Raw genomic sequence first — 22,809 nt, 5'->3', positions numbered from 1 at the left:
CGCAATATGCATGAGGCCGCGCGGACAGGTAGCGCGTGATCAGCTCGCCATCAAACACGCGGCGGCATTCCTTGCCGCCGCACGCGCTCATTCATAAGAGAAGAAGCCGCCGAACTTCTCGATCCGTTCGAGCGCCATGCCCGAGCCGCGTACCACGCACGTCAACGGCGCTTCGGCGACGAACACCGGCAGCCCCGTTTCTTCCGCCAACAGGCGGTCGAGGTCGCGCAGCAGCGCACCGCCGCCCGCCAGCATGATGCCGCGCTCGGCGATATCGGCGCCGAGTTCGGGCGGCGTCTGTTCCAGGGCGATCTTGACGGCCGACACGATCTGGTTCAGCGGATCAGTCAGCGCTTCGAGAATTTCGTTGCTGGACACGGTGAAACTGCGTGGTATCCCTTCGGACATATTGCGGCCCTTGACTTCCATCTCCTTGACTTCGGAGCCGGGAAACGCGGAGCCGATTTCCTTCTTGATCGCTTCGGCCGTCTGTTCGCCGATCAGCATGCCGTAGTTGCGGCGGATGTAATTGACGATCGCGTCGTCGAACTTGTCGCCGCCCACGCGCACCGAGCCCTTGTACACGATGCCGCCGAGCGAGATCACGCCTACTTCGGTCGTGCCGCCGCCGATGTCGACCACCATCGAGCCGGTCGCGTCCGAGACCGGCAGGCCCGCGCCGGTTGCCGCGGCCATCGGTTCCTCGATCAGATAGACCTGCGACGCGCCTGCGCTATGGGCGGCTTCCTTGATCGCGCGCCGCTCGACCTGGGTCGAACCGCACGGCACGCAGATGATGATGCGTGGCGACGGCGCGAACATCCGCGATTCGTGCGCCATCTGGATGAAGCGCTTGATCATCTGCTGGGTGATGTTGAAGTCGGCGATCACGCCGTCTTTCATCGGGCGGATCGCCTCGATGTTGCCCGGCACCTTGCCGAGCATCTGTTTCGCTTCCTTGCCGACGGCCAGAATGATCTTCTTGCCATTCGGGCCGCCTTCCTGGCGAATCGAGACCACCGAGGGTTCGTCGAGCACGATGCCTTTGCCACGCATGTAGATCAGCGTGTTCGACGTGCCGAGGTCGATGGCCAGGTCGTTGGAAAAATAGCCGCGCAGAAAACCGAACATGCAAATTCCTGTCTCTGTGAGGTCGGGCGTGTGAGCGCCGCTGGGGGAGTGCCGCGCCGTGGCGCCAGGCGACCGGTTGACGGTCGGGAGAGAGGGAAGAATAACAGTTTCGGATGCGGCGGCAATGCCTACGGCTGAGCTGGCGGAAAATCAGTCTTGATCGGCCTTACCCGTGCGTTCGGCACGCGGGTCCACCAGCAGCCTCGGGCTTCGCAGGAAGTGGACGAGGCTGACGAGGCTTGCCGTATGGAGGCCCAATCGGGCGAACAGGCCGAACCTGTGCGGGCTGCTCAAGGCAGTGCAGCGGCGCGACGCGCAACGCTGCGGGCGGCCGAAGCCGCCCGCCGGCGCGAGCTGATCAACGCGGGCGATCTGGAAATGGACGTGAATCGCCGGCGCGATAAGCACGGCGGGCGCACCTGCCACGCAATCGCGCACGGCGTCGAATTGAGAAAGGCTTCAGGCCGGATTGCTGGCGGGCGCGGCGGCCCAATCCACCGCCGCATCGAACAGGCTCGCGCCTGCCGCCGACAGATTGCCGAATGTGTCGTTGTTCAGAAAGAACATCACGCGTCGCGCGGGTGCCAGCGATTCATAGTCCATGGTCGCGCCTTTCTCGTACGCGAAGATCGCCGCTTTCTCCGGTTGACCGTACAGCGTCGCGATGATCGTCGCGCCAAGGCCGGGCTTGCCCCAACTCATCGCGGCCTGCCTCGCGTAGACGTTCGTCACGCCCGCCGGCAAACCGGCGGCCATTGGGTGCGGCGCGTTGACGAGCCACAGGTAGCGCTCTTTCTCCGCTTCGCCGAAGTCGACGTCGTGGCGTTTGCCGGTCATCGCGAAGTCGTCGAGCAGATCGTTTTCCCATGTCAGCAGCGGCTTCGCCAGATAGCGCCAGCCGCCCGCCATCTGTTTCGACGACACTGTCGACGAGATCAGCACCAGATCGGCGTCGCTCGCCGCTTCGGGCGGCTGTGCCTGGTCGAGCATGCGTACGCTGTAGCCGCGCGCGATGAGGTGCGCGGCGATCTTCTGATCGGCGCTCTGGCCCGGGCCGTTTTCTTTCTCGCCGGTTTGCCCGCTTGCCTGCACGACCATCACCACCTTCCTGCCCGTGCCGGCGGCGTTCGATATCGCGTAGGCTGCGGGCGCGCCAAACGCCAACCCTGCGCCGAGGCTCGCTGCCGCAGCGAGAAAAGTTCTGCGCTTCCCACTCGGCGCGAGGGCGGGGTCAGTGCGCTGCTTGCGAATGTTCATGGACCTTCCAGTCTCGTTCAGTTCTCGTTCAGTTGGATCGTGCGAACCGTGGCGCGTGCCACGACTGTGCGGTTCAAAACTCGAGTGTCGAGAGCAGCGACACCTGGCGCGCGTCGCCAATCGACACGAAGTACTTGTTCACGCTCGACGGGTAATACGTCCTGTTGAACAGGTTCTTCACGTTGAGCTGGAAAGACAGATGACGGTTGCCGATTTTCGTGTCGTAGGTGGCGAACGCATCGGCGACCGTGTAGGACGGCAGCGTGAAGCTATTCGCCGAATCGCCCGGCCGCGCGCCGACGTAATGCGCGCCGGCGCCCACGCGCAACTGGTCGCCGCCGAGGACCGCGCCGAAGTCGTACACCGCCGCGAACGACGCCGTGTTCTGCGGCGCGTTCCACAAGCGGTTGCCGGCGTAGAGCGGGTCTTCGGTGGTCTTCGCATCGAGATAGGCGTAACTCGCGATCACGCTCCAGTGCTCGCCGATCTGACCGGCGACGTCGAGTTCGACGCCGCGCGAGCGCGCCTTGCCGGCGGTGCGCCAGTCGGTCTGTTTGGTCGCATCGTTGTACTGCTGCACCAGCACGTTTTTCTTGTCGATGTTAAAGAGCGCGAGCGTGCCGGTCAGCCCGGCGGGCAACGCCATTTTTGCGCCGAGCTCCCATGAGGTGGCCTGCTCGGGCTGCACCGACGAATCGATCACCACGCCGCTCGAGAGCGGTGCGATCGTCGAGGTCGGCTTCAGCGACTGCGTGTAGCTGCCGTACAACGACACCGTGTCGGTCCATTTGTAGACCACGCCCGCACGCGGCAGCCATTTCGTGCCGTTGATGTTGGTGTTGGCGACGAACGGCCGGCCCTTGCCCGCGACCTGGTTGTAGCTCAGAAAACGTGCGCCGCCGATCAGTATCCACTTGTCGGTCAGATGCAGACTGTCCTGGAAGAACAGCGAGCGCTCGTGCAGCGTGTCGGTCTGATCGCTGTCGCTCGCGGAGACCGTGGTGGACGGACTCTCCAGGCCGTAGACCGGAGCGAAATAGTTGAACGGATATTTCGTCGCCTGGCGCAGCAGGTCGCGGCGATAAATGCGGCGGTACTCGGCGTCGACGCCCATCTGCAGATCGTTGCGCAATCCGGCGACGTTGAAATGGCCGTCCACATAGGCGATCGCGTAGCTATCCGTGCCCAGCGCGCCGTGGGTCGCGTCGTTGCTGCGCGACACGGCGCCTGTGGTGCTGTTGATGCCCTGCACGCGCAACTGGTTCGCGTCGTAGGTTTCGCGGTTGTAGCTGTAGCCGGCATGCGCCTTCCAGTCGGCGTTGATCTGATGATCGACGCTGATTTGCGCGAGGTGCGATTCGCCGTCCATCTCGTTGAATGGCTCGTCGAGACGCCGGCGGCTCGGAATCGCGAGTGGCTCGTTGGTTTTCGGGTCGAGCGCGGTACCACGGTCGAACGGATAGAGAAAGTTCCGGTATTCGTACGAGAGCACCACTTGCGTATCGCGTCCATACCACGCGAGCGACGGCGCGACGAGCGTCTCGCGATGCTCGCCGAAATTGCGCCAGTACTGTTCATTGGTTTGATCGACGACGAGCCGGTACGCGAGGCCCGAGTCGCCGATGGGCCCGGTCGTATCGAGCGTCGTCTGCGCGCCGTTACGGCCGTGCCCGTATGTCGAGCCGAGCACGGAAATCGCGTGATAAGGCGTGAGCAACGGCTGCTTGCTCACCACGTTGACGACGCCGCCGGGGTCCATGATCCCGTACAGCAGCGATGTCGGGCCCTTGAGCACTTCGACGCTATCGGCGGCCGCGTTCAGGCCGCGCCCCTGCACGAGCGGCATGCCGTTGTGCATGATCGAGCCGTCGCGATTGCCGCCGAAGCCGCGCTTGAGCAGCGTGTCCTGCGTGCCGGCGAGCGTATTGCCCTGCACGATGCCGCTCACGTTCGCGAGCGCGTCGTCCAGATTTCGCGGACGCTGGTCGCGCAGCACCTGTGACGGCACCACGGCGACGGCTTGTGCGATGTCGAGTAGCGGCGTGTCGGAGCGGGTCACGCCCGCTTCGGCGGGCGGGCGATAGCTGCCGGCTTTCACGAGCCGCGACGTCACGGCGACGGTGGGCAAGATGGTGCCGCTCGCGCCGTCCGCGATAGGCCGTTCCTGCTCGATGAGCGTGTAGCTGCCGTTCGACTGCTGACGCGCGGCGAGCCCGGTGCCATGCAGAAGGTGGTCGATCGCCTGTTGCACGCCGTACTCGCCGTGCAGGCCTTCGCTGTTGCGACCGGCTGCCAGCTCAGCCGGAAACGACAGCAGCAGCCCGGCTTCGCGGCCGAAGCGATTGAGCGCGCCCTCGAGCGGGCCGGCCGGAATGTCGTAGCGCTTGCGCGTCGGCGCTTCGGCGGCGAGCGCCGCGTTGGACGGCAGCCCCGCCGAGATCAGCGCGGCCGTTGCGATATGCCGCGCGAAGTGCGCCGCCGGCCGTGCGCGCAACGCGCCACGGCCGACGCCGGTCTTTCGATACTGTCCCATGTTCAAGGCTCGCAGGAAGATAGACGATGTGTTGCTCTCATCTCCCTTGTCACGCGAGATTCGAAAACAGCTCACGACCGGCAGGAAACACAATTGGCAGGAAAATATGTCGGCGAGCCCTGCGACGGTCGCTCGCGGGACGCCCTTACGAATGCGTCGCGCGCACGGTGGCCCAGTAACGGGTGATGAACACGACCTCGACCGGCAGGATGCGGGTCACGGTATCGAGCACGCGGTCGGTATTCGCGAGCGGGTAGGTGCCCGACAGACGCAAACCGGCCACCGCCGGATCGCAGCTCAGGTGCCCGGCGCGATAGCGCCCGAGTTCGTCGATGAAATCGCCGAGCCGCATGCCGCCGGCCACGATCAGACCGTCTGTCCATGCGGCCTCGTTCTCGCTGATGGATTCCATCGCGCTGACGGCGTCGCGCGTGAAGCGGGCGCGCTGCCCGGCGCGCACGACCGGTGCAAGGTGCGGCGCGTCGCGCGGACTGATCCGCACGGCGCCCTCGAATACGTCGAGGCGGCATAACCCGCTTTGCTGTCTGACCGCGAAGCGCGTACCCAGCGGCTGCAGGCCGCCTTGTGCGGTTTCCACGATGAAGGGCCGTCGTTCGCCATCGCGATGCGCGGTCGCGACCATGATTTCTCCTTCGATCAGGCGTACGCGCCGCTCGGTGTCGTCCAAGCGGACATCGATCGCGCTATCGGTGTTCAGCATGACGCGCGTGCCGTCAGCGAGGGCGAGGCTGCGGCGCTCGCCGAGCGCGGTGCGCACGTCGGCATTCCATGCGCGCCACGGCAGATGTTCGCTGGCCATCCAGCTCGCACCACCGGCGAATAGCAGCGTCGCCAGTACTTTGACGCTGGCGCGCCGCCGGGCCGAACCGGTGCGGGTCAGCGCGGCGCGTGCGGCAGCTGCGCCGCCTGTCTCGCCGGCTGCGTCGGCGAGACTCCGCAAGCGGCCGCTGACGTTGCAGATGTGCCGCCATGCGAGCTCGTGATCCGGATGCTCGGCACGCCAGCGAGCCAGCGCAAATTGCTGCGCGTGCGTGTCCTTGCCGGATTGCAGTTCCATCCACCATTCGACCGCGCGCATCGCGACATGCCGCGGCACATCGGGTCTCGTATGTGCGTTCAATCGGGCATCCGTTACGCGGGGCTCAACGCGAAGAAGCACTGCGCCGCGGCGCGCACCAGATGACGTTTCACCGTGGCAATCGAGATCTTCAGTTGCGCGGCGATTTCGGCGTGGGTCAGGCCGTCGAGCTGGGCCAGCAGGAAGGCGCGTTTGACGGCGACCGGCAGACTGTCCAGCAGACTGTCGATCTCGGCCAGCGCTTCGAGCAGCAGCGCACGCTCTTCGGGCGACGGTGCGAATGCCTCGGGCACGAGCGCGAGCGCGTCGAGGTACGCGCGTTCGATCTGCTCGCGGCGCCAGTGATTAGCCATCACGCGTTGCGCGACCGTCGTCAGGAACGCGCGCGGTTCGTCGAGGCGCAGCGGCTCGTCGCGGGCGAGCAGGCGCATAAACGTGTCGTGCGCGAGGTCGGCGGCGCGATGCGCGCAGCCGAGCTTCTTGCGCAGCCACGCGTGAAGCCAGCCGTGATGATCGCTGTAGAGCGTCTGCATCTGCCGGTGCAGCGTCGGATTGTTTGCCGCCATGGCCCGCTGTGGACACTGGATCGACCGATCCAGCATCTTAATGAACGAGAATTATTCGCATCATAGCATGGAGAAATGGGCGACGAAAACGCTGAGTGGGTAGCCAGGGGGCCGAATTTGGCGGGGTCGCTCGCGAAGGTTGGATCCTGATGGGGACGGCTTTGCGCGGCGATTGCTGTCCCCGGCGGGGGGGCAGGTCGTTGCGGGCAGCCGCAGGTTGATTGCTGGCGGCGGTGGCAACAGTGGCCGCAGAGGCGGGCGGGCAATGTGCCGTGCGCCCGTCCGAAGGGTGTCAGGCTCGGACGGGCGTGCATTGCTAGGTCTTGTCGCGGCTGCGTGCCCGCGTGGCGCCGGTAATCACCGCCACGCCCAGCAGGATGACCGCCACGATTTCGACTGTGTGTTGAGCGACGTGCAGCGTAATTAGTCCCCATGACACGCCTGCAATCAGAATGATCCAGCCGGCCAGGTAAATGAGCAGGGTCATCGTGGTTCTCCTCGTTCGATTCGACGGATGGCCCCCGGTTGCTTCTCTTGATGCTCATGAAAAGCGCGACCGGATGCCCCGATTCTTCGTTGAAATCGCGTCGCCTCGGCAGTGGGCCGTTGGGTGGCACATCGGGCAAGCGATCGACGGGTTAATCGAGTAGCAGATTCCGCGCCCGCTTTGGTCCGTGAACAGTCATGCGTGGCGGACCTCGAGTGCTGCTTCTGCTGCCCCTTCGGCCGACCCGTGCGATGCGACGCGAGCCGCCCTGGAGATTGACAAACAGCGCACCGTGCGCGCGTGCGCCGACCCGCTTCGAGCCCAGCCGTTCAGCGCTCCGAAGCCGGCCCGAGACGCGCCGCGATAGTCCGGCAAGCCGCCAGCAATGGCTCGATATAGCGCGTTTGCGCGTCGCGCTCGAGCCGGAAGGTCGGCATGCTGATGCTCACACACCCGAGTGCGCGGCCGTCAGCGCCGCGAATCGCCGCGCCGTAGCAGGAGATCGCGATTTCATTCTCTTCGCGGTCCTCGGCGTAGCCGCGTTGCTGCGTGGCGATCAGCTCCCTACGGACTTCGTCGAGCGTAGTGAGCGTGTGCTCGGTGAAGCGGCGCAGCGGCGCGTCTTTCAGCAACGCTTCGCGTTCGGCCACGCCGAGCGTCGCGAGATAGGCCTTACCCACCGAGCTCGACGTAAGCGATACCCGCGTGCCGATGCGCGACGCCATGCGCACCGCATGCGGACTTTCCAGTTTCTCGATGTACACCATCTCGCCCTGACTCGGCACGGCGAGATGGATCGTTTCCGACGTGAGATTGCGCAGTTCCATCAGCGCATCGACCGCCGCGAGGCGCAAGTCCGAGCGCTCCCAGCTACGGCTCGCCAGATTGACGAGGCGTGGCCCAAGACCGAACGTGGTGCCGCTCCCCGCGCCGACAATCAACCCTTCGGCCTGCAACGCGGCCACGATACGGTGGACAGTAGGGCGCGGATAGCCGCTCGCCGCGCTCAACTTGGCGACGTTGGGCGGCGTCTGCGCATCGGCGACCAGTTGCAGCACGGCAATGAACTTCGAGAACGCGGCGGCGCCGGCAACGGTCTTCGCATCGGCGGCACTGGCCGTGCCGGTGACAGCGCTTTCGCCGGGCTGGCCGGCGTGGGAGGAAGGCTTGGAATCGGAGGTGGACATCAGGCTACGGTCGGACACAGTGGAGTAATTATGCCCTTGTTTCCCGGGCAGAATGCCATCGACACCAAGCCGGTTCGTCACGCGACCAGATAGCCGCCGTCGACCGGCACGATCGCACCCGTCATGAATGACGCGGCCGGCGTGCACAGAAACGCCGCGACCTGCGCGACTTCATCCGGTGTGCCCCAGCGGCGCATCGGCGTGCGATCCAGAATGGCCTGCGAGCGGCCGTCGTCGTCCTGTAACGCCTGGGTCAGCGGCGTGGCGATCCAGCCCGGCGCGATCGCGTTGACGCGAATGCCGTCGACTGCATAGGCGAGTGCGAGCGACTTGGTCAGTTGCGCGACCGCGCCTTTGCTCGCGCTATAGGCCGGCACCAGGCCGCCGCCGAAGAAACTCAGCATCGACGCCGTATTCACGATGCAGCCCGACGACGCCTTCAGCAATTCACGCGCGGCCGAGCACACGCGCATCGTGCCGTTCAGATTGATGTCCATCACCCGTTCGAACACCTCGATGCGGTGTTCCTCGATGCGGCTGATCACGCCCGCGCAATTGACCACGATGTCGAGCCGCTCGAACGCCTGCAACGCGGCGGCGACGTCGTCGCTCGAACGCACGTCGAGCGTGACGCGCCGGATTTCGCGATCGAGGGTATCCGGCGCGCCTTCGGGCAGCGGCAAACCGGCCGCGACCGTTTGCGCGCCGAGCTTCGCGAGCCCGTTCGCAATGGCCGCGCCGATTCCGGAGAGGCCACCCGTGACGAGTGCGACCTTGCCTTCAAGCAGATTGTTCTGGAATGTCATGTGAGTCGGCAACGAGTGCTCAGGTGGGTTGTGTTTTGACGGCGTTCGGCAGCGGTGCGGGCGCCACTTCCTTCACGACGAACAGGTAGACGAAGGCGGCGGCGAACGCGACCCCCGCGCTGATCAGCAGCGCGTTGACGAACGAATGCGTCTGATCGACGACGATGCCCGTGATCACCGGCGCGAACGAGCCGCCCAGGTAACCGCCGAAGTTCTGCATGCTGCCGAGCGATGCCACCAGGTGGCGCGGCGCCGCGACGCTGACGAGCGCCCACGCGGTGCCGCTCGACATATTCACGAAGAACATCGCACACGACACGTAGACGATCGCGAGCGTGGTGCTCGGCGTGTACGCGGCAGGCACCGTGAATGCCGCCGCGCCGATCAGGCCGATGCACAGCGGCCACTTGCGGCTGCGGATCGGCGCCATGCCGCGTTTGAGCAGGTAGTCGGCGATCACGCCGCTGCTCAGCATGCCGATGGTGCCGAAGATGTACGGAATCGACACCAGCCAGCCGGTATGCGCGATGCTCAGGTGGCGCTCTTTCTCCAGATAGCCGGGCAGCCACGTGAGGTACAGCCAGACCATGTAGATCACGCCCATGAAGCCGAAAATCATCCCCCACGTGTTGCGCAGCTTGAAGAGCGCACCCCATTCGGACCAGCTCAGGCCTTTCGGACCTTCGGTGTTCAGCGAGCCTTCTTCGAGGTGCGCCGTTTCGGCTTCGGTGAGCACGAGTTCATCGCGGTTGCGATAGAACATGTACCAGCCCAGCGCCACCAGAATGCCGAGCACGCCCATGATGATGAACATGGTTCGCCATCCGAACGAAAGCATCAGCACCGTGAGCAGCGGCGGGGCGATCATCGGCGCGATGGTCGACGACGAGATGAACATGCCGGTCGGCCGGCCGCGCTCGCGCACCGCGAACCATTCGTTGACGACCTTCGCGCCCGCCGGGAACAGCGGCGCCTCGGCCACGCCGAGCACGACCCGCGCGAACAGAAAATGATTGAGCGACTGGATGAAGCCGCCCATCACCTGCGCGATCGACCACACCAGCATGCCGAGCCCGAGCATCACGCGCGAGCCGAAACGGTCGAGCAACGCGCCCACCGGCAATTGCGCAAACGCATAGGACAGCGAGAACGCCGATAGCAGCAGCCCCATCTGCGAAGCGGACAGATGAAGTTCCTCGCTCACCAGGTGATTCGCGATCGACAGCGTGCTGCGATCGAGGTAATTGATGATGCCCGCAACCGTCAGAAAGGCGATCGCGACCACTTGAATACGTTTCAGACGCTGTGACTTCTGAAGCATGTTTGTCTCCTGCACAAGAGGCCTTGCGGATGTTTGGAATAGTACGGATGCAACGGTTAAAACACGATCTGCAACGAAGACTCAATAAGTCGCCCGTCCGCCGGACAGATCGAAAATCGCGCCGGTGCTGAACGAGCAGGAATCCGAACAAAGCCACAATGCGAGCTGCGCGACTTCATCCGTGGTGCCGAGCCGTCGCAGCGGACTCTTGTCGATCATCGTCTGCACGTGGGCCGGCGACATCTGCGCGAGCAGCCTGGTTTCCACCGCGGCGGGCGCGATGCCGTTCACGAGGATGCCGGTTTGCGCGAGCTCCTTGCCGAGCGACTTCGTCATCGCGATCACGCCGGCTTTCGCCGCGCTGTACGCGGACGCGTTCGGCGTGCCTTCCTTACCCGCCAGCGACGCGACATTGACGATGCGCCCGGCGTTCGCGCGGCGCATCACCGGCACGACGAAGCGGCTTACGTGATATGTGCCGAGCAGGTTCACGTCGATTACGCGCTGCCATTCGAGTGGATCGTATTCGTCGAGCGGCAGCGTGGGTCCTGCGAAACCCGCGTTGTTCACCAGATAGTCGATGCGGCCGTATGCGTCGAGCGTTGCCGCGAGCGCGGCCTCGATCGACGCCGGGCGCGTGATGTCCGCCTGGAAGTGGCGCGGCGCGCGAGACGTGTCCTCCTCACCCGGCACACGGTCCCAGTTGACCGCCGATGCGCCATTGCGCGCGAATGCCTCGCAGATCGCGCGGCCGATGCCGCTGGCGGCGCCCGTCACGACCGCGACACGCCCGGAGAAATCGTAGTGGGCGAGGCTGACGGGCGCGCTCATCGGATGAACTGGTCCACGTAGTCTTCACCGAGGCCCACGGCCGTGTAGTGCTTGCGGCACATGTCGATCTTGGTGAACACGTCCTCGTAGCCGGTGTAGTTGCCGTACGGGTCGCAGTAGAACATCACCCCGTTGACCTGGAAGTACGTGATCATTTCCTCGACGTCGTCGGGCACGTAGAGCGTATGCGTTTCGCCGGGCGGCTCGTAGACGTAGCTGCCTTCGGTGGCTTCCCAGTCGTGTTCCAGATAGCGCCAGCGGCCCTTGAGCACCATGCCGTGCACGCTTTGCGGATGACGATGGCGGCTCAGTACGCCCGACTTGCGAACCCGCAACAGGTTCATCCAGTAGCCCTGCGACGCGTTCAGGCACAACGGGCGGAACGACACGTTTTCGGCCTGCGGGACCCAGACGCGCTCATCGGTCGGAATCGCGAAGGGAACGACGATCTCCTGCTGCGCTTCCTTGGGGAAAGGCAACTGGTACGGCGTCATCGGGGAGTGGTTAGCCTCGGGCATGAGAATCCTTTTTGAAATGTCCGCATTGTGGACATATAGTCCACGATATGGCTATTATCGGAAGGGCATTAGCCGGGGTCAATCCTGGGGAAATCACTTACCGGCGCCGAGACGGAAGACGCGGCGGGTGCTTCCAGGCGGACCGGGTGTCAGGCCGCAAACGCGTCCGGCGACGCGCGCGAACAGATCGACGAATGCCCATGCGCGCCTGTGTGTGGCCGCGAGCCAAGGCGTGCACGTGTCTCGTGATCGCTCACCATCTTTAAGCCTCCTTTAAGAGGAGGTCCCTACAGTACGCCACCTCCACGTAACCCACCGCACACTTTCAGACTATGACCACCAGGAAATATTGGCGCGGCAGCGCTGCCGCATGCGTTGTGCTTGCGATCGCCGGTACCTATGCGATCAGCCACCGCGAAGCAGACGCATCCGTCAGCAATGCGCACGGCGAAGTCTCCGCCGCGGGCGCTTCGGCAGGCATCACCGGCACGCGTTCGTCGGCGCCGGACTTCTCCGGCATCGTTTCGCGCTACGGCCCGGCGGTCGTGCATATCGGCGCCAAGCAGGCCGCTACCGGTGATGAAGACGGTGAAGGCGGGCATGGTGGGGAAGCCCTCGGGTCGGGTTTCATCATCAGCCAGGACGGTTACGTTCTGACGAACAATCACGTGGTCGAAGGTGCCGAAAAGGTCACCGTGAAGCTGACCGACGGCCGCGAATTCCGCGCTCGCGTGGTGGGTACGGACAAGACGTCCGACGTCGCCGTCCTGAAGATCGACGCATCGAACCTGCCGACCGTGAAGATCGGCGATCCGGCCAACAGCAAGGTCGGCGAATGGGTAGTGGCGATCGGTTCGCCCTATGGCTTCGACAGCACGGTGACCTCCGGCATCATCAGCGCGAAAGCGCGCCAGTTCTCCGACGACAGCCCGATCCCTTTCATTCAGACCGACGTCCCGGTCAATCCGGGCAACTCGGGTGGTCCGCTGTTCAATCTGAACGGTGAAGTGATCGGCATCAACTCGATGATCTATTCGCGCACGGGTGGCTTCCAGGGCCTGTCGTTCGCGATTCCGATCGACGCGGCGATGCACGTGAAAGACCAGCTCATCAGCACCGGCCATGTGAGCCGCGGCCGCATCGGCGTGGGTGTGCAGCCGGTCAGCGCGGAGCAGGCGAAGTCGCTGGGTCTGGCCTCGACGCATGGCGCGCTGGTCGGCTCGGTCGATCCGAGCGGCCCGGCTCAAGCGGCTGGTTTGCGCCAGGGCGATGTGATCGTCAGCGTGAACGGCACGCGCATCGAGGGCACGCGCGAACTGGTGGGCCAGGTCTCGCAACTGACGCCGGGCAGCACGGCGACGCTCAGCGTCTGGCGTAATGGCGCCGAGCGCAAGCTGTCGGTGACGGTCGGCGCGCAGTCGTCGCAAGTTGCATCCGAGTCGCCGCGTGCGCGGCAACCGCAACAACAGCCGCAGCCGGAGCAGTCCCGGCCGCGTCTCGGTGTGGCGGTTCGCCCGCTTACTGCGGACGAGCAGCAGGAAGCCTCGCTGCCCGGCGGCGTGCTCGTGCAACAGGCCGGTGGTCCGGCCGCCGCTGCGGGCATTCAGGCCGGCGACATCATCGTCGCGGTGGATGGCAAGCTGATTCGCGGCGTCCAGCAACTCAAGCAGATGATCGCGCAGGCCGACGACAGCGTTTCGCTGACGGTGGTGCGCGATGGTGAAGAAGCGTCGGTGACCGTGAACCTCGGCTAACCCGCCGGCGTTACATCGAGGAACCACACGTCGACGAACCACACGTCGACGAAAACGGCACTGCGCGCAGCAAGTTGCGCCAGTGCCTCAGTTGGGCTGGTTGTTCCCGACCGCTTGCACGTGTTGCATTGGCGGCGCGTCGGGACCGCCGCCCAGCGCGACGTAAAGCGACACGCCGTTCTGCAACGCGGTGGCGCGAAGCTGAATCAGCTGCTGCTCGGCAGAAAAAAGATTGCGCCGCGCATCCACCGCCTCGAGATAGATCGAGATCCCATTCTCATAGCGAAGCTCGGCCGTTTCGGCGAGTTGCCGCTGCGCTTCGACCGCCTGTTCCTGCGCGGTAATCTGCTCCTTATAGCGTTGCCGTCCGACCAATGCATCGGATACCTCACGAAAAGCCGTCTGCACGGTGCGCTGATAATCGGCAACCAGTTCGTCGCGTCGTGCGCGCGTCTGCGCGAGTTGCGCCTGACGCTGGCCGGCATCGAAGATCGGCATCGCGACCAGCGCGCCCACCGACCACGCCTGTTTTCCCGGCACGAAGAGGTCGCTCAATTCCGCCGACACATAACCGAAACTTCCCGTCAGTGCGATGCGCGGGAAGAAGTCCGCGCGCGCCGCGCCGATGTCCGCGTCGGCTGCGCGAAGCTGCTGTTCGGCCTGCACGATGTCGGGCCGATTGACGAGCAACTCGGACGGCAGACCAGGGTCCAGCGCGCCGAACTGTTTCGCGTCGGCGATCGGCGCCGCCGGGGGTAGCGTGTCCTGCAGCGGTCCGCCGATCACCACTTCCAGTTGATTGCGCTGCTGCGCGGTGGTCCTTTGCAATTCCGCCAACTGGGTCTGAGCCTGCGTGACGAGAATCGCGGCCTGCTCGTAGTCGACCATCGACGTGACGCCGGCATCCAGCCGCAGCTTCGCGACTTCCAGCGCATAGCGGCGGCTAGCCAATGTCCGTTCGGCAAGCTCGATGCCTTCCTCGCCCGAGCGGATCGCGTAGTAGTTCGCCGCGACATTGCCGATCAATGACAAACGGAACGCGCGCTGAGCTTCGACGGTTGCGAGATAGCGCAGGCGCGCGGCGTCGCTGAGATTGCGCACACGGCCCCAGAAGTCGAGTTCGAACGACGTCACCGCCGCCTGCACGTTGTACTGGTTGAACTGGATCGACGTGTTGTTGTCGGGGAGTTCCGGTTCGATTGAACTGAGCGGCGTTTTGGTACGCGTCGCGCCCGCGTTCACGTTGACTTGCGGGAAGCGCTGCGCGTTCTGGATGCGATAGAACGCGCGTGCCTGTTCGATGCGCGCGACCGACGCCGCCAGATCGCGGTTGCGTTGCAGCGCCGCGGCGATCAGCAGTTTCAGGTGCGGATCGGCGAAAAACGTTTCCCAGTCGACCTCGGTTGCGAGGTGGGTGCCTTCGGCATGGGGCGTTGCCGAAGTGTCGAAGCGCTCCGCAATCGGCAGTTCGGGCTGGCGATAAGTTGGCGCGAAATTGCACGCGGCCAGCGAGCAGACGAGCGGCAGCAATGGGATGAGCAGGCGCTTACGCATCTTGCTTGCCTCCCGCCGGTTCGCCGCCGTTGGAGGCGGGCGCGGACAGGTCATCGTCGTCGAGATCGACCTTGCGTTTCTTGCGGCTCAGCCAGCGACGCGCGGCCACATAGAACAGCGGCGTGAAGAAGATGCCGAACAGCGTCGCCGTCAACATGCTGCCCATCACGCCGGTGCCGACCGCGCGCCGGCTCGCGGCGCCCGCGCCGGTCGCGAGCACGAGCGGCATCATGCCGAGCACGAAAGTGACGCTGGTCATCAGGATCGGGCGCAGACGCTGCTGCGCGCCGTTCTTCGCGGCGGCAATCGCGTTTTTTCCTTCGGATTCCTCCTTGATTGCGAACTCGACGATCAGGATCGCGTTCTTCGCCGCGAGCCCGATGATGGTCACGAGCCCGATGTTGAAGTAGACGTCCGCCGAGAGGCCGCGCAGCATCGTCAGCACCACCGCGCCGATCACGCCGAACGGAATGATCAGCAGCACCGAGGCCGGAATCGCCCAGCTTTCGTACAGCGCGGCGAGCAGCAGGAACACGACCACCAGCGACAGGCCGAGCAGCAGGCCAATCTGGCCGCCGGCCTGTTTCTCCTCGAACGCGGTGCCGGTCCATTCGTACGTGAGGTTGCCGGTCAGCACATGCGAAGCGATGCGTTCCATTTCAGTGAGCGCCGCGCCGCTCGAGCGGCCCGCTGCCGCCTGGCCCGACACGGTGGCCGACGGAAAGCCGTTATAGCGTTCGAGCTGCTGCGGGCCGGAAATCCAGCGCACGCGGCTGAACGCCGAGAACGGCACCATCTCGTTGCGGTTGTTGCGCAAACGCAGCGCGCTCACGTCTTCCGCTCTCATCCGATGCTCGGCATCCGCTTGCAGAAAGACCCGCAGCACATTGCCCTCGAACACGAAGTCGTTCACGTAGTTCGAGCCGAACGACAGCGCCAGCGCCTGATTCACCTGGCCGATCTGCAGGCCCAGCGCGCGCGCCTTGACGCGGTCGATCTCGACGTACAGCTGCGGCGCCTCGGGCATGCCCTCGGAGCGTACGCCCGCGAGAATCGGGCTTTGCGCCGCCTCGATCATGATGCGCCGCGCGGCCTGTTGCAACGCATCGCCGCCGACGCCGCTGCGGTCCTGGATCTTCATCGTGAAGCCGGTCGCGTTGCCGAGCGAGGGGATGGCGGGCGGATCGAGCGCGAAAATCATCGCTTCGGGAATTTGCCGGAACGCGCCGTTGGCGCGGCGCACCAGCGCGCTCGCGGAGTTCGCCTCGCCTGGCCGCTCGTCCCACGGCTTCAGATCGACGAAGGAGAGCGCCGCCGATTGTCCCTGGCCGAAGAAGCTGAAGCCGGTGACCGACGCCACGTTGCGCACCTGCGGCTGTTGCCGCAAAAACGCTTCGACCTGGTTGATCGCCTGCTGGGTGCGCTGCTCGGTGGAGCCCGGCGCGCCGGTGTAGGTGATGAACAGATGCCCCTGGTCCTCGGTCGGCAGAAAGCCGCCCGGCAGCCGCATGAAAAGCCAGGCGGTCATCACGCAGGCCATCACGAACAGCAGCAGCCAGCGCAGCGGCGAGCGCAGCATCGCATCGACGCCGCGAATATAACGGTCGGTGCCCGCGCCGAGCCCGCGGTTGAAGCCGTCGAACACCCGCTGCAACAGTTTGCCGGCCGCGCTTGTCGGCGCGGCCCCGCTATAGGTTTCGTTGCGTAGCAACGCGGCACACAACGCCGCGCCGAGCGTGAGCGCGAGCAGGGTCGAGAGGATGATCGACACCGCGAGCGTCACCGAGAACTGCCGGTAGATGCCGCCGGTCGAGCCGGGGAAGAACGCCATCGGAATGAACACCGCGACCAGCACCAGCGTACTCGCGATCACCGCGCCGGAAATCTGCCCGACCGCCTTGACGGTGGCGCGCGGCGCGCTGAGCCCTTCTTCGCGCATGATGCGCGCGACGTTTTCGACGACCACGATCGCGTCGTCGTTGAGGATACCGATCGCCACCACCATCCCGAACAGCGACAGAATGTTGATCGACAGCCCGAACAGATACAGCCCCGCACAGGTGCCGATCAGCGCGACCGGCACGACCAGCGTCGGAATGAGCGTGGCGCGCCAGTCCTGCAGGAACAGGAAGACCACGACGGTGACGAGCAGCAGCGCCTCGATCATCGTGCGTATCACGCCGTGCACCGACGTCGTGATGAACGGCGTCGTATCGAACGGCACCGCCCACGTCACGCCGCGCGGGAACGTCGGCTGCAATTCGGCCATGCGCTGGCGCACGTGATTGGCGACCGCGAGCGCGTTGGCGCCGCTCGCGAGCTGGATCGCGATGCCGGCCGACTCCTTGCCGTTGACGCTCAACCGGTTGCCGTAGCTGTCGTTGCCGAGTTCGACGCGCGCGACGTCGCCGAGACGCACGGTCGAGCCGTCCGGATTGGCGCGCACAATGATTTCGCGGAACTGCTCAGGCGTCGAAAAACGGCTTTGCGTGACGATCTGCGCGGTGAATTCCGAGCCGCCCGCGTTGGGCTGGTCGCCGAGTCCGCCGCCTGCCGTCTGGCTGTTCTGCTCCTGCACGGCCTGCAACACCTCGCTCGCCGACAAACCGAAGCCCGCCAGCCGGGTCGGGTCGAGCCAGATGCGCATCGCGTACGACGAGCCGAACAGCTGCACGTCGCCGACCCCGTCGATCCGGCGCAACTCGTTGACGATGTTGTTGGACGCGAAGTTGCCCATCGCCGTCGCGTTGGTGGAGCCGTCGGCGTTCTGCAGCGCGAGCAGCATCAGAAAGCCCGACGACGCCTTGGTCACGCTGATGCCGCGTTGCCGCACTTCCAGCGGCAGGCGCGGCTCGACCCGGCTCAGGCGGTCCTGCACCTGAGTGCGCGCGATGTCGAGATTGGTGCCCGGCTTGAGCACCACGGTGATTTGCGCGGTGCCGTTGGAGCGGCTGACCGATGACATGTAGAGAAAATTCTCGATGCCGTTCATCTCGTCTTCGATGATCGAGGTCACGGTGCGCTCGAGCGTGCGCGCGTCGGCGCCGCTGAAGATCGCCGAGATGCTGAGCGAGGGCGGCGCGACGTCCGGATATTGTTCGACCGGCAGAAGCGCGACGGCCAACGTGCCGAACAGCACCGTGAACAGTGCGATGACCCAGGCGAAGACCGGGCGGGAAACGAAGAAACGATTCATCGGGCTCCCGTCAGCGCGTGGCCGAAGCCGGTGTCGGCGCCGCTGTTGCCGCTGCGGGGGCAGGCCGCGCATCGACCCGCTGGCCGGGCTGGACCTTCTGCCATCCGTCGACTATCACGCGCTCGCCGGGCTTCAACCCGTCGCGCACGGTCCAGCGTCCTTTGCCTTGCTCGCCGAGATCGATGTTGCGGTGAACCACGGTGCCGTCGTCCGCGACGAGCGCGACGCTGGCGATGCCGTTGTCCAGTTGCACCGCGCGTTCGGGAATCCGGATGCCTTGCCGGTTGCCCGCCGTGATGATGCGCCCGCGCACGAACTGCCCGGGCAACAGCGTGCGCGACGGATTGGCGAACTGGGCGCGCACCGTTTGCGTGCCGGTCGACGGATCGACGACCAGATCGGCGAAGTCGATGAAGCCGCGCTCGTCGTAGACCTGGCCGTTGGCGAGCAGCAGTTCGACCTCGACGTGTTTCATATCGATCGCCTTGCGCGTGCCCGACTGGATCTGTTGCTCGACGTCGAGTATCGCCGTGTTCGATTGCGTGAACACCGCGTTGATCGGCGAGAGCTGATTGACCTGCGCCATCAGCGTGGCCGCGCCGGCGCTGACGAGCGCGCCTTCGGTGACTTGCGCGCGGCCCACGCGTCCGGCGATCGGCGTGCGGACCACAGAGCGTTCGAGCCGCAGATTGGCGAGCGTCACGGCGGCCTGCGCATCGGCGACGCTGGCCTGGGCCTGCTGCATCGTCGCGACTGCGGCGTCGTTTTCCTGGGCGCTGACCGCGTGCCGCTCGAGCAGCGGCCTGAAGCGATCGACCACCGAAGCCGCGTTTTTATACACGGCGCTCGCGCGCATCAATGCAGCCTGCGCCTGCTGCAACTGTGCGCGGTAGTCTCGGTCGTCGATCTGGAAGAGCGGCGCGTTGGCCTTCAGGTCCGTGCCTTCCTGATAAAGCGTGCGCTCGACGATGCCGTCGACCCGCGCGCGGATCTCCGCGGTGCGGACCGCCTCGATCCGGCCAGGCAATTCGACGACATCCGGCACGTTCGACGCGGCCACCGTTTCGACCACCACGGGCACCGGCGGCATGGCCGCGGCGGGCGCACCCTGCCTGTCGCCGCAGGCGGCGAGCACGAACGGCAAACCGGTAACTACAACGAATACGGCACGACTACATAAGCTGGACGCGGAGCAGGGCAAGAGAAACTCCTCGGTGAAGGCACTCTTTTTCGCTTTGAATCGCTTGCAGTCTGACGGTCTTGCAGTGTGATGGCAGTGGTTATTTATGGCTTCCGAGCGGCCGTTGCAGCCGGCGTATTACACGCTTGCGTCCAATTGCAAGTTGCCTGAACCCACGTTGTAATCGAAGAGAGGTGTTTCATGCGTATTCTCACTGAAGGCCAGCATTTTGATCCGGTGTTTCAGCAATGCGCTTTCATGCGGACAACGAGCTTGATACTTTTTGATGCCCACGGCAAAACCTTCCGTCGATATTACAAGGTTTGATCTGCTTGTCAAATAACCGCGCTAACGCAATTGAAAGCGACGCGATGCCGGCGGCGGGCGCACAAAGTCTAATACGGATAAACCGCATGAGGGGCGTGGCCGGAAAGAATGGGCGAATCGTCGATTATGTTTTCAACCTGGCATATCGCAATGGCGATTTGAACGGCACGCAACCGGTATGAATGAAAAGCCGGGTATAAAGCCGGAGCCGCCGGTCGAGCATGAATGAGCGGCGGTGCGTTGATCACGCGCGGATATCACGAAGAATGGTCATTGCGAATCCGCCGCTCTGCCTTTCAGGCGATTACCGCCGCGCCGGTTCTTCGGCCAGCCGAACGCCTGAAGCGGTTAGCGCGCTTGCGCATCCGACGAACTCAAGGTGTGCACGCGCAACGCGGGATCGCGCGCGATCGACGCTTCGGAGAACGGAATGCTCAGCCAGCGCCGCGCGGCATAGTCGCGCGTCGCATCGGCGTAGTGGGGCGAGGCTGGGTCGCCGGATTCGGACGACGCGAGCAAGGTCCGCGCAAGCACCTGATCGCCGTCGAACGAAACGAGCTGCAGGTAGGTGTCGCCGTTCGGGTTGACGTCCATCGAATAGCCGCGCGTATCGAATGGATGGGCCGCGCACGCGGCCGTGAAGTAGCCGCCCGCGTCGCAGCCGCCGAACAGCGGGATGCGTTCGCCATTGCGCTGCACGTAGAGCGCGGCGCTGCGCGGCGCATCGAGCGCGATGCCGGCGTGACGCAAGGCGGCGATGGCGTCGTGCAGCGCGGCGGCGAGTTTCGCCGGGTCCGCGGCGATGCCCGCGGGTGTCGTCAGCGGTTGTGCGGGATCGAACTGCACCGCGTACAACTGCGGCGGCGGGATCGTCCTCAGTCGACGCCACAGTTCGTCCCACAGCGTCGCGCCGACGGCATTGGCACTAGCGGTGTCGTCCCAGGTGGCGAGTACTTTGCAGGCTTGACGGAGGTCGTCGTTCTTATCGGCATCATTCGCGGCGTCATTCGCACCGGCCGTTGCGCCGCCACACAAGCGATCGAGCACCGGCTGCCTGAACAGCAGCGCCGACATCGAGCGGCTGTCGAGCGCGGCGCGGCCGAGCGCATCGGCGGACACGCCCGCCGGGTCGCTTTGCAGCTGCGTCGCGATGCTGTGACCGAGGCGCGTGCGCAGCGTTTGCGGCGTATGCGTCGCGCCGATGATCTGCGCGTAGCCGCTCAACGGCTCGGCCGGATTGCTGAGCCAGTAGCTGCCATTGAAATTGCCGACGTAATCGCGCCGCAAGAGGCTCGGCATCTGCGCGACCGGCAGTGCGTGCGGCTGCACCGAGCCGGCCTGATTGCGCCAGTCGCAATCGCTGCGCGAACCGTCGAGGAACGGCACGCCCGGCATCGACTGCGCGAGTGCGCGGCCGACCGGCGGCGTGCAACGCTGCGCGAGTTCATCAGGCACGTCCGGCACCGCGCCGATATCCGCGTACCACACGCGCGGATCGCCCCGGCCGATCGCCAGCGTATTCACCCATGGCATCGCCGCGTTCTTCTTCTGGATTTGGATGAAATCGTCGAGCGAACTCGCCTGGTTCCATTCGAGGAAGTTTTCGAACACGCGGAAGTTGTCGGCGTTGATGTCACGCAGCGCGAAAGCCTGCTGCCGATTCCACGCGAGCGCGGGCGACATCGCGCCGAGATTGACGAGCGGGCCGAAACGCGAGCGATACAGCGTGCGCGACACGCTATGGATCGAACCGTCGTCCGCGCGCACGTCCACCTTCACTTGCGTCGGCGTCATCGCTTCGCTCCTGCCGTCGACCACGTAGCGCGTCGGCGAGCCCGGCACGAGCGTCAGCTTGAAAAGACCAAAGCGCTTCGCGGTGGAGACCGTATGCGTCCACGCGACGTTTTCGTTGAAGCCGATCACGATCAGCGGCACGCCGAGAAAGGACACGCCGCTCACGTTGAGCTTGCCGGGGATCGTCAGTTGCGCCTGGTAGAAGCGGTCCGGGCCGCTCCAGAACCAATGCGGATTGCCGAGCAGCAGCGCGCTGCCGTTATGCGTCGCGTCCGCGCCGAATGCCAGTGCGTTGCTGCCGATTCCAGAATGGCCGCCGAGGTGGGCGAGCGGTGCGGTGGCGGCAAGTCCGGTTTGGTCCGTTGTGCTCACGTCTTCCGGCTGCTGCTCACGCGAAGCGGCCGGTTGTGCGACGTCCGCAACCGGCGGCTTTGCCGTTGCGATCGCGCCGGCAAAGCGTGCCGCGCTGCCCGCCAGATTCGCCGCGTAAAGACGCCGGTAAATATCCGCGCTGCTGATCTCGCCCCCCCACGGCGCCGCACGGCAAGCCGCATGCGCGCCGGGCGACCCGCCTCGCGCAAGCTCGCCGACATAGCGGTTGTAGCCCGCCACGAAGCCGTCGATCAGCGCATGCATGTCGGCGGTCTGACTTTGTCGATAGCGCGCCACGGCGGCATCGTCGGCGATGAAACGGAAGAAGAAATCGGCGTCGAGATTGTCGGGCTGGCCGAAGGTTGCTTCGGCAGTGGGGTGCGCGCTCGCGCCGAAGTAGCGCGAGCGTTCGCCGCGATAGGTGACGAAGGCGTCGGCCATCGTGCACAGGTTGTCCTGCGCCTGCACGTAGCCGTAGCCATAGCCCAGGCTGCCCCAGTCTGCGGCTTTCACATGCGGAATGCCCAGCCCGGTGCGACGGATTTCGACCCGATACGGTCCCGTGTGCGCGTCGAGGTCGGCGTTCGGCACGGCGCAGCTTTGCAGTCCCCATGCGAGCAAGGGCAGCGTGGCAAGCAGAGGGACCCGGCGGCGCAGAAAAACGTTCAAAGGCATAGGCAATCCACGAGCAGGCTGCAGACGGTGAAGGACGTGACGCAGACCAGGAACGGGCGCGCCGCCTTACGAGGTACTGGCGGCAACCGCCGCGCCGCGCGGCACGCGCAGCGGCCGGACTTCTTCGACGATACGACCGTCTTCGAGCCGGATGTAGCGCTCGGCCGCGCTGAAGTAGCGGTCGTCGTGCGAGATCACGATCAGCATCTTGCCCTGACACT

Annotated in this window: 18 protein-coding genes; 1 reads left to right on the top strand and 17 read right to left on the bottom strand. The window is 65.2% G+C overall.

What is annotated here, in order from left to right; translation table 11 throughout:
• Nucleotides 1–87 precede the first annotated feature (87 nt).
• The 12 genes from B0G69_RS26095 to B0G69_RS26045 form a co-directional block, all read right to left on the bottom strand.
• Complete coding sequence (locus B0G69_RS26095; RefSeq protein WP_121322348.1) at nucleotides 88–1,131, bottom strand: rod shape-determining protein; 1,044 nt, start codon at nucleotides 1,129–1,131, stop codon at nucleotides 88–90.
• 150 nt (nucleotides 1,132–1,281) lie between these two features.
• Complete coding sequence (locus B0G69_RS26090) at nucleotides 1,282–1,539, bottom strand: hypothetical protein (protein WP_147440773.1); 258 nt, start codon at nucleotides 1,537–1,539, stop codon at nucleotides 1,282–1,284.
• A 51-nt stretch (nucleotides 1,540–1,590) separates the two neighbouring features.
• Nucleotides 1,591–2,388, bottom strand: coding sequence for a hypothetical protein (locus B0G69_RS26085; RefSeq protein WP_121322344.1), 798 nt, complete (start codon nucleotides 2,386–2,388; stop codon nucleotides 1,591–1,593).
• A 73-nt stretch (nucleotides 2,389–2,461) separates the two neighbouring features.
• Entirely contained in the window at nucleotides 2,462–4,921 is a 2,460-nt protein-coding gene (locus B0G69_RS26080; protein ID WP_121322343.1) for a TonB-dependent receptor, read from the bottom strand.
• Nucleotides 4,922–5,066: 145 nt separating this feature from the next.
• Entirely contained in the window at nucleotides 5,067–6,020 is a 954-nt protein-coding gene (locus B0G69_RS26075) for a FecR domain-containing protein (RefSeq protein WP_121323888.1), read from the bottom strand.
• 53 nt (nucleotides 6,021–6,073) lie between these two features.
• Nucleotides 6,074–6,586 carry a sigma-70 family RNA polymerase sigma factor gene (locus B0G69_RS26070; protein ID WP_121322341.1) on the bottom strand — a complete coding sequence of 171 codons (513 nt, stop codon included), beginning with the start codon at nucleotides 6,584–6,586 and terminating at the stop codon, nucleotides 6,074–6,076.
• 316 nt (nucleotides 6,587–6,902) lie between these two features.
• Nucleotides 6,903–7,073: a hypothetical protein gene (locus B0G69_RS41480; RefSeq protein ID WP_199731337.1), complete on the bottom strand. Its 171-nt coding sequence runs from the start codon at nucleotides 7,071–7,073 to the stop codon at nucleotides 6,903–6,905.
• Nucleotides 7,074–7,402: 329 nt separating this feature from the next.
• Nucleotides 7,403–8,260 (bottom strand): IclR family transcriptional regulator, encoded by an 858-nt coding sequence (locus B0G69_RS26065; RefSeq protein WP_121322339.1) that lies wholly within the window; start codon nucleotides 8,258–8,260, stop codon nucleotides 7,403–7,405.
• Nucleotides 8,261–8,337: 77 nt separating this feature from the next.
• Nucleotides 8,338–9,066 (bottom strand): SDR family oxidoreductase, encoded by a 729-nt coding sequence (locus B0G69_RS26060; RefSeq protein ID WP_121322338.1) that lies wholly within the window; start codon nucleotides 9,064–9,066, stop codon nucleotides 8,338–8,340.
• Between the two features lie 19 nt (nucleotides 9,067–9,085).
• Entirely contained in the window at nucleotides 9,086–10,387 is a 1,302-nt protein-coding gene (locus B0G69_RS26055) for an MFS transporter (protein ID WP_121322335.1), read from the bottom strand.
• A gap of 81 nt (nucleotides 10,388–10,468) precedes the next feature.
• Nucleotides 10,469–11,218, bottom strand: a complete 750-nt coding sequence (locus B0G69_RS26050) for an SDR family NAD(P)-dependent oxidoreductase (RefSeq protein ID WP_121322333.1) — start codon at nucleotides 11,216–11,218, stop codon at nucleotides 10,469–10,471.
• On the bottom strand, nucleotides 11,215–11,736 hold the full coding sequence (locus B0G69_RS26045; RefSeq protein WP_121322331.1) for a 2,4'-dihydroxyacetophenone dioxygenase family protein: 522 nt from the start codon (nucleotides 11,734–11,736) through the stop codon (nucleotides 11,215–11,217). Before B0G69_RS26045 ends, B0G69_RS26050 begins: the two co-directional genes overlap by 4 nt.
• A gap of 332 nt (nucleotides 11,737–12,068) precedes the next feature.
• On the opposite strand from B0G69_RS26045, the gene B0G69_RS26040 reads away from it, so the two are divergent.
• On the top strand, nucleotides 12,069–13,490 hold the full coding sequence (locus B0G69_RS26040; protein ID WP_121322329.1) for a trypsin-like peptidase domain-containing protein: 1,422 nt from the start codon (nucleotides 12,069–12,071) through the stop codon (nucleotides 13,488–13,490).
• 87 nt (nucleotides 13,491–13,577) lie between these two features.
• On the opposite strand, the gene B0G69_RS26035 is transcribed toward B0G69_RS26040, so the two are convergent.
• From B0G69_RS26035 to B0G69_RS42825, 5 genes are all read right to left on the bottom strand, one after another.
• The gene (locus B0G69_RS26035) at nucleotides 13,578–15,044 is read right to left on the bottom strand and encodes an efflux transporter outer membrane subunit (RefSeq protein ID WP_121322328.1); all 1,467 of its coding nucleotides are present in this window, start codon (nucleotides 15,042–15,044) and stop codon (nucleotides 13,578–13,580) included.
• Nucleotides 15,037–18,240 (bottom strand): multidrug efflux RND transporter permease subunit, encoded by a 3,204-nt coding sequence (locus B0G69_RS26030; protein ID WP_121322326.1) that lies wholly within the window; start codon nucleotides 18,238–18,240, stop codon nucleotides 15,037–15,039. The genes B0G69_RS26035 and B0G69_RS26030 overlap by 8 nt, the downstream gene beginning before the upstream one ends.
• Before the next feature lie 10 nt (nucleotides 18,241–18,250).
• Nucleotides 18,251–19,441: an efflux RND transporter periplasmic adaptor subunit gene (locus tag B0G69_RS26025; protein WP_121322324.1), complete on the bottom strand. Its 1,191-nt coding sequence runs from the start codon at nucleotides 19,439–19,441 to the stop codon at nucleotides 18,251–18,253.
• A 654-nt stretch (nucleotides 19,442–20,095) separates the two neighbouring features.
• A complete protein-coding gene (locus tag B0G69_RS26020; RefSeq protein WP_121322322.1) occupies nucleotides 20,096–22,588 on the bottom strand; it encodes a penicillin acylase family protein in 2,493 nt (830 codons plus the stop codon).
• 66 nt (nucleotides 22,589–22,654) lie between these two features.
• On the bottom strand, nucleotides 22,655–22,795 hold the full coding sequence (locus B0G69_RS42825; RefSeq protein ID WP_199731333.1) for a hypothetical protein: 141 nt from the start codon (nucleotides 22,793–22,795) through the stop codon (nucleotides 22,655–22,657).
• Nucleotides 22,796–22,809: the final 14 nt, after the last annotated feature.

The sequence above is a fragment of the Paraburkholderia sp. RAU2J genome, from assembly GCF_003634845.1.
GTDB classification, from domain to species: Bacteria; Pseudomonadota; Gammaproteobacteria; order Burkholderiales; family Burkholderiaceae; genus Paraburkholderia; species Paraburkholderia fynbosensis.
The sequence above is the reverse complement of the archived record's forward strand: the minus strand, read 5'-3'. Positions and strand labels throughout refer to the sequence as shown.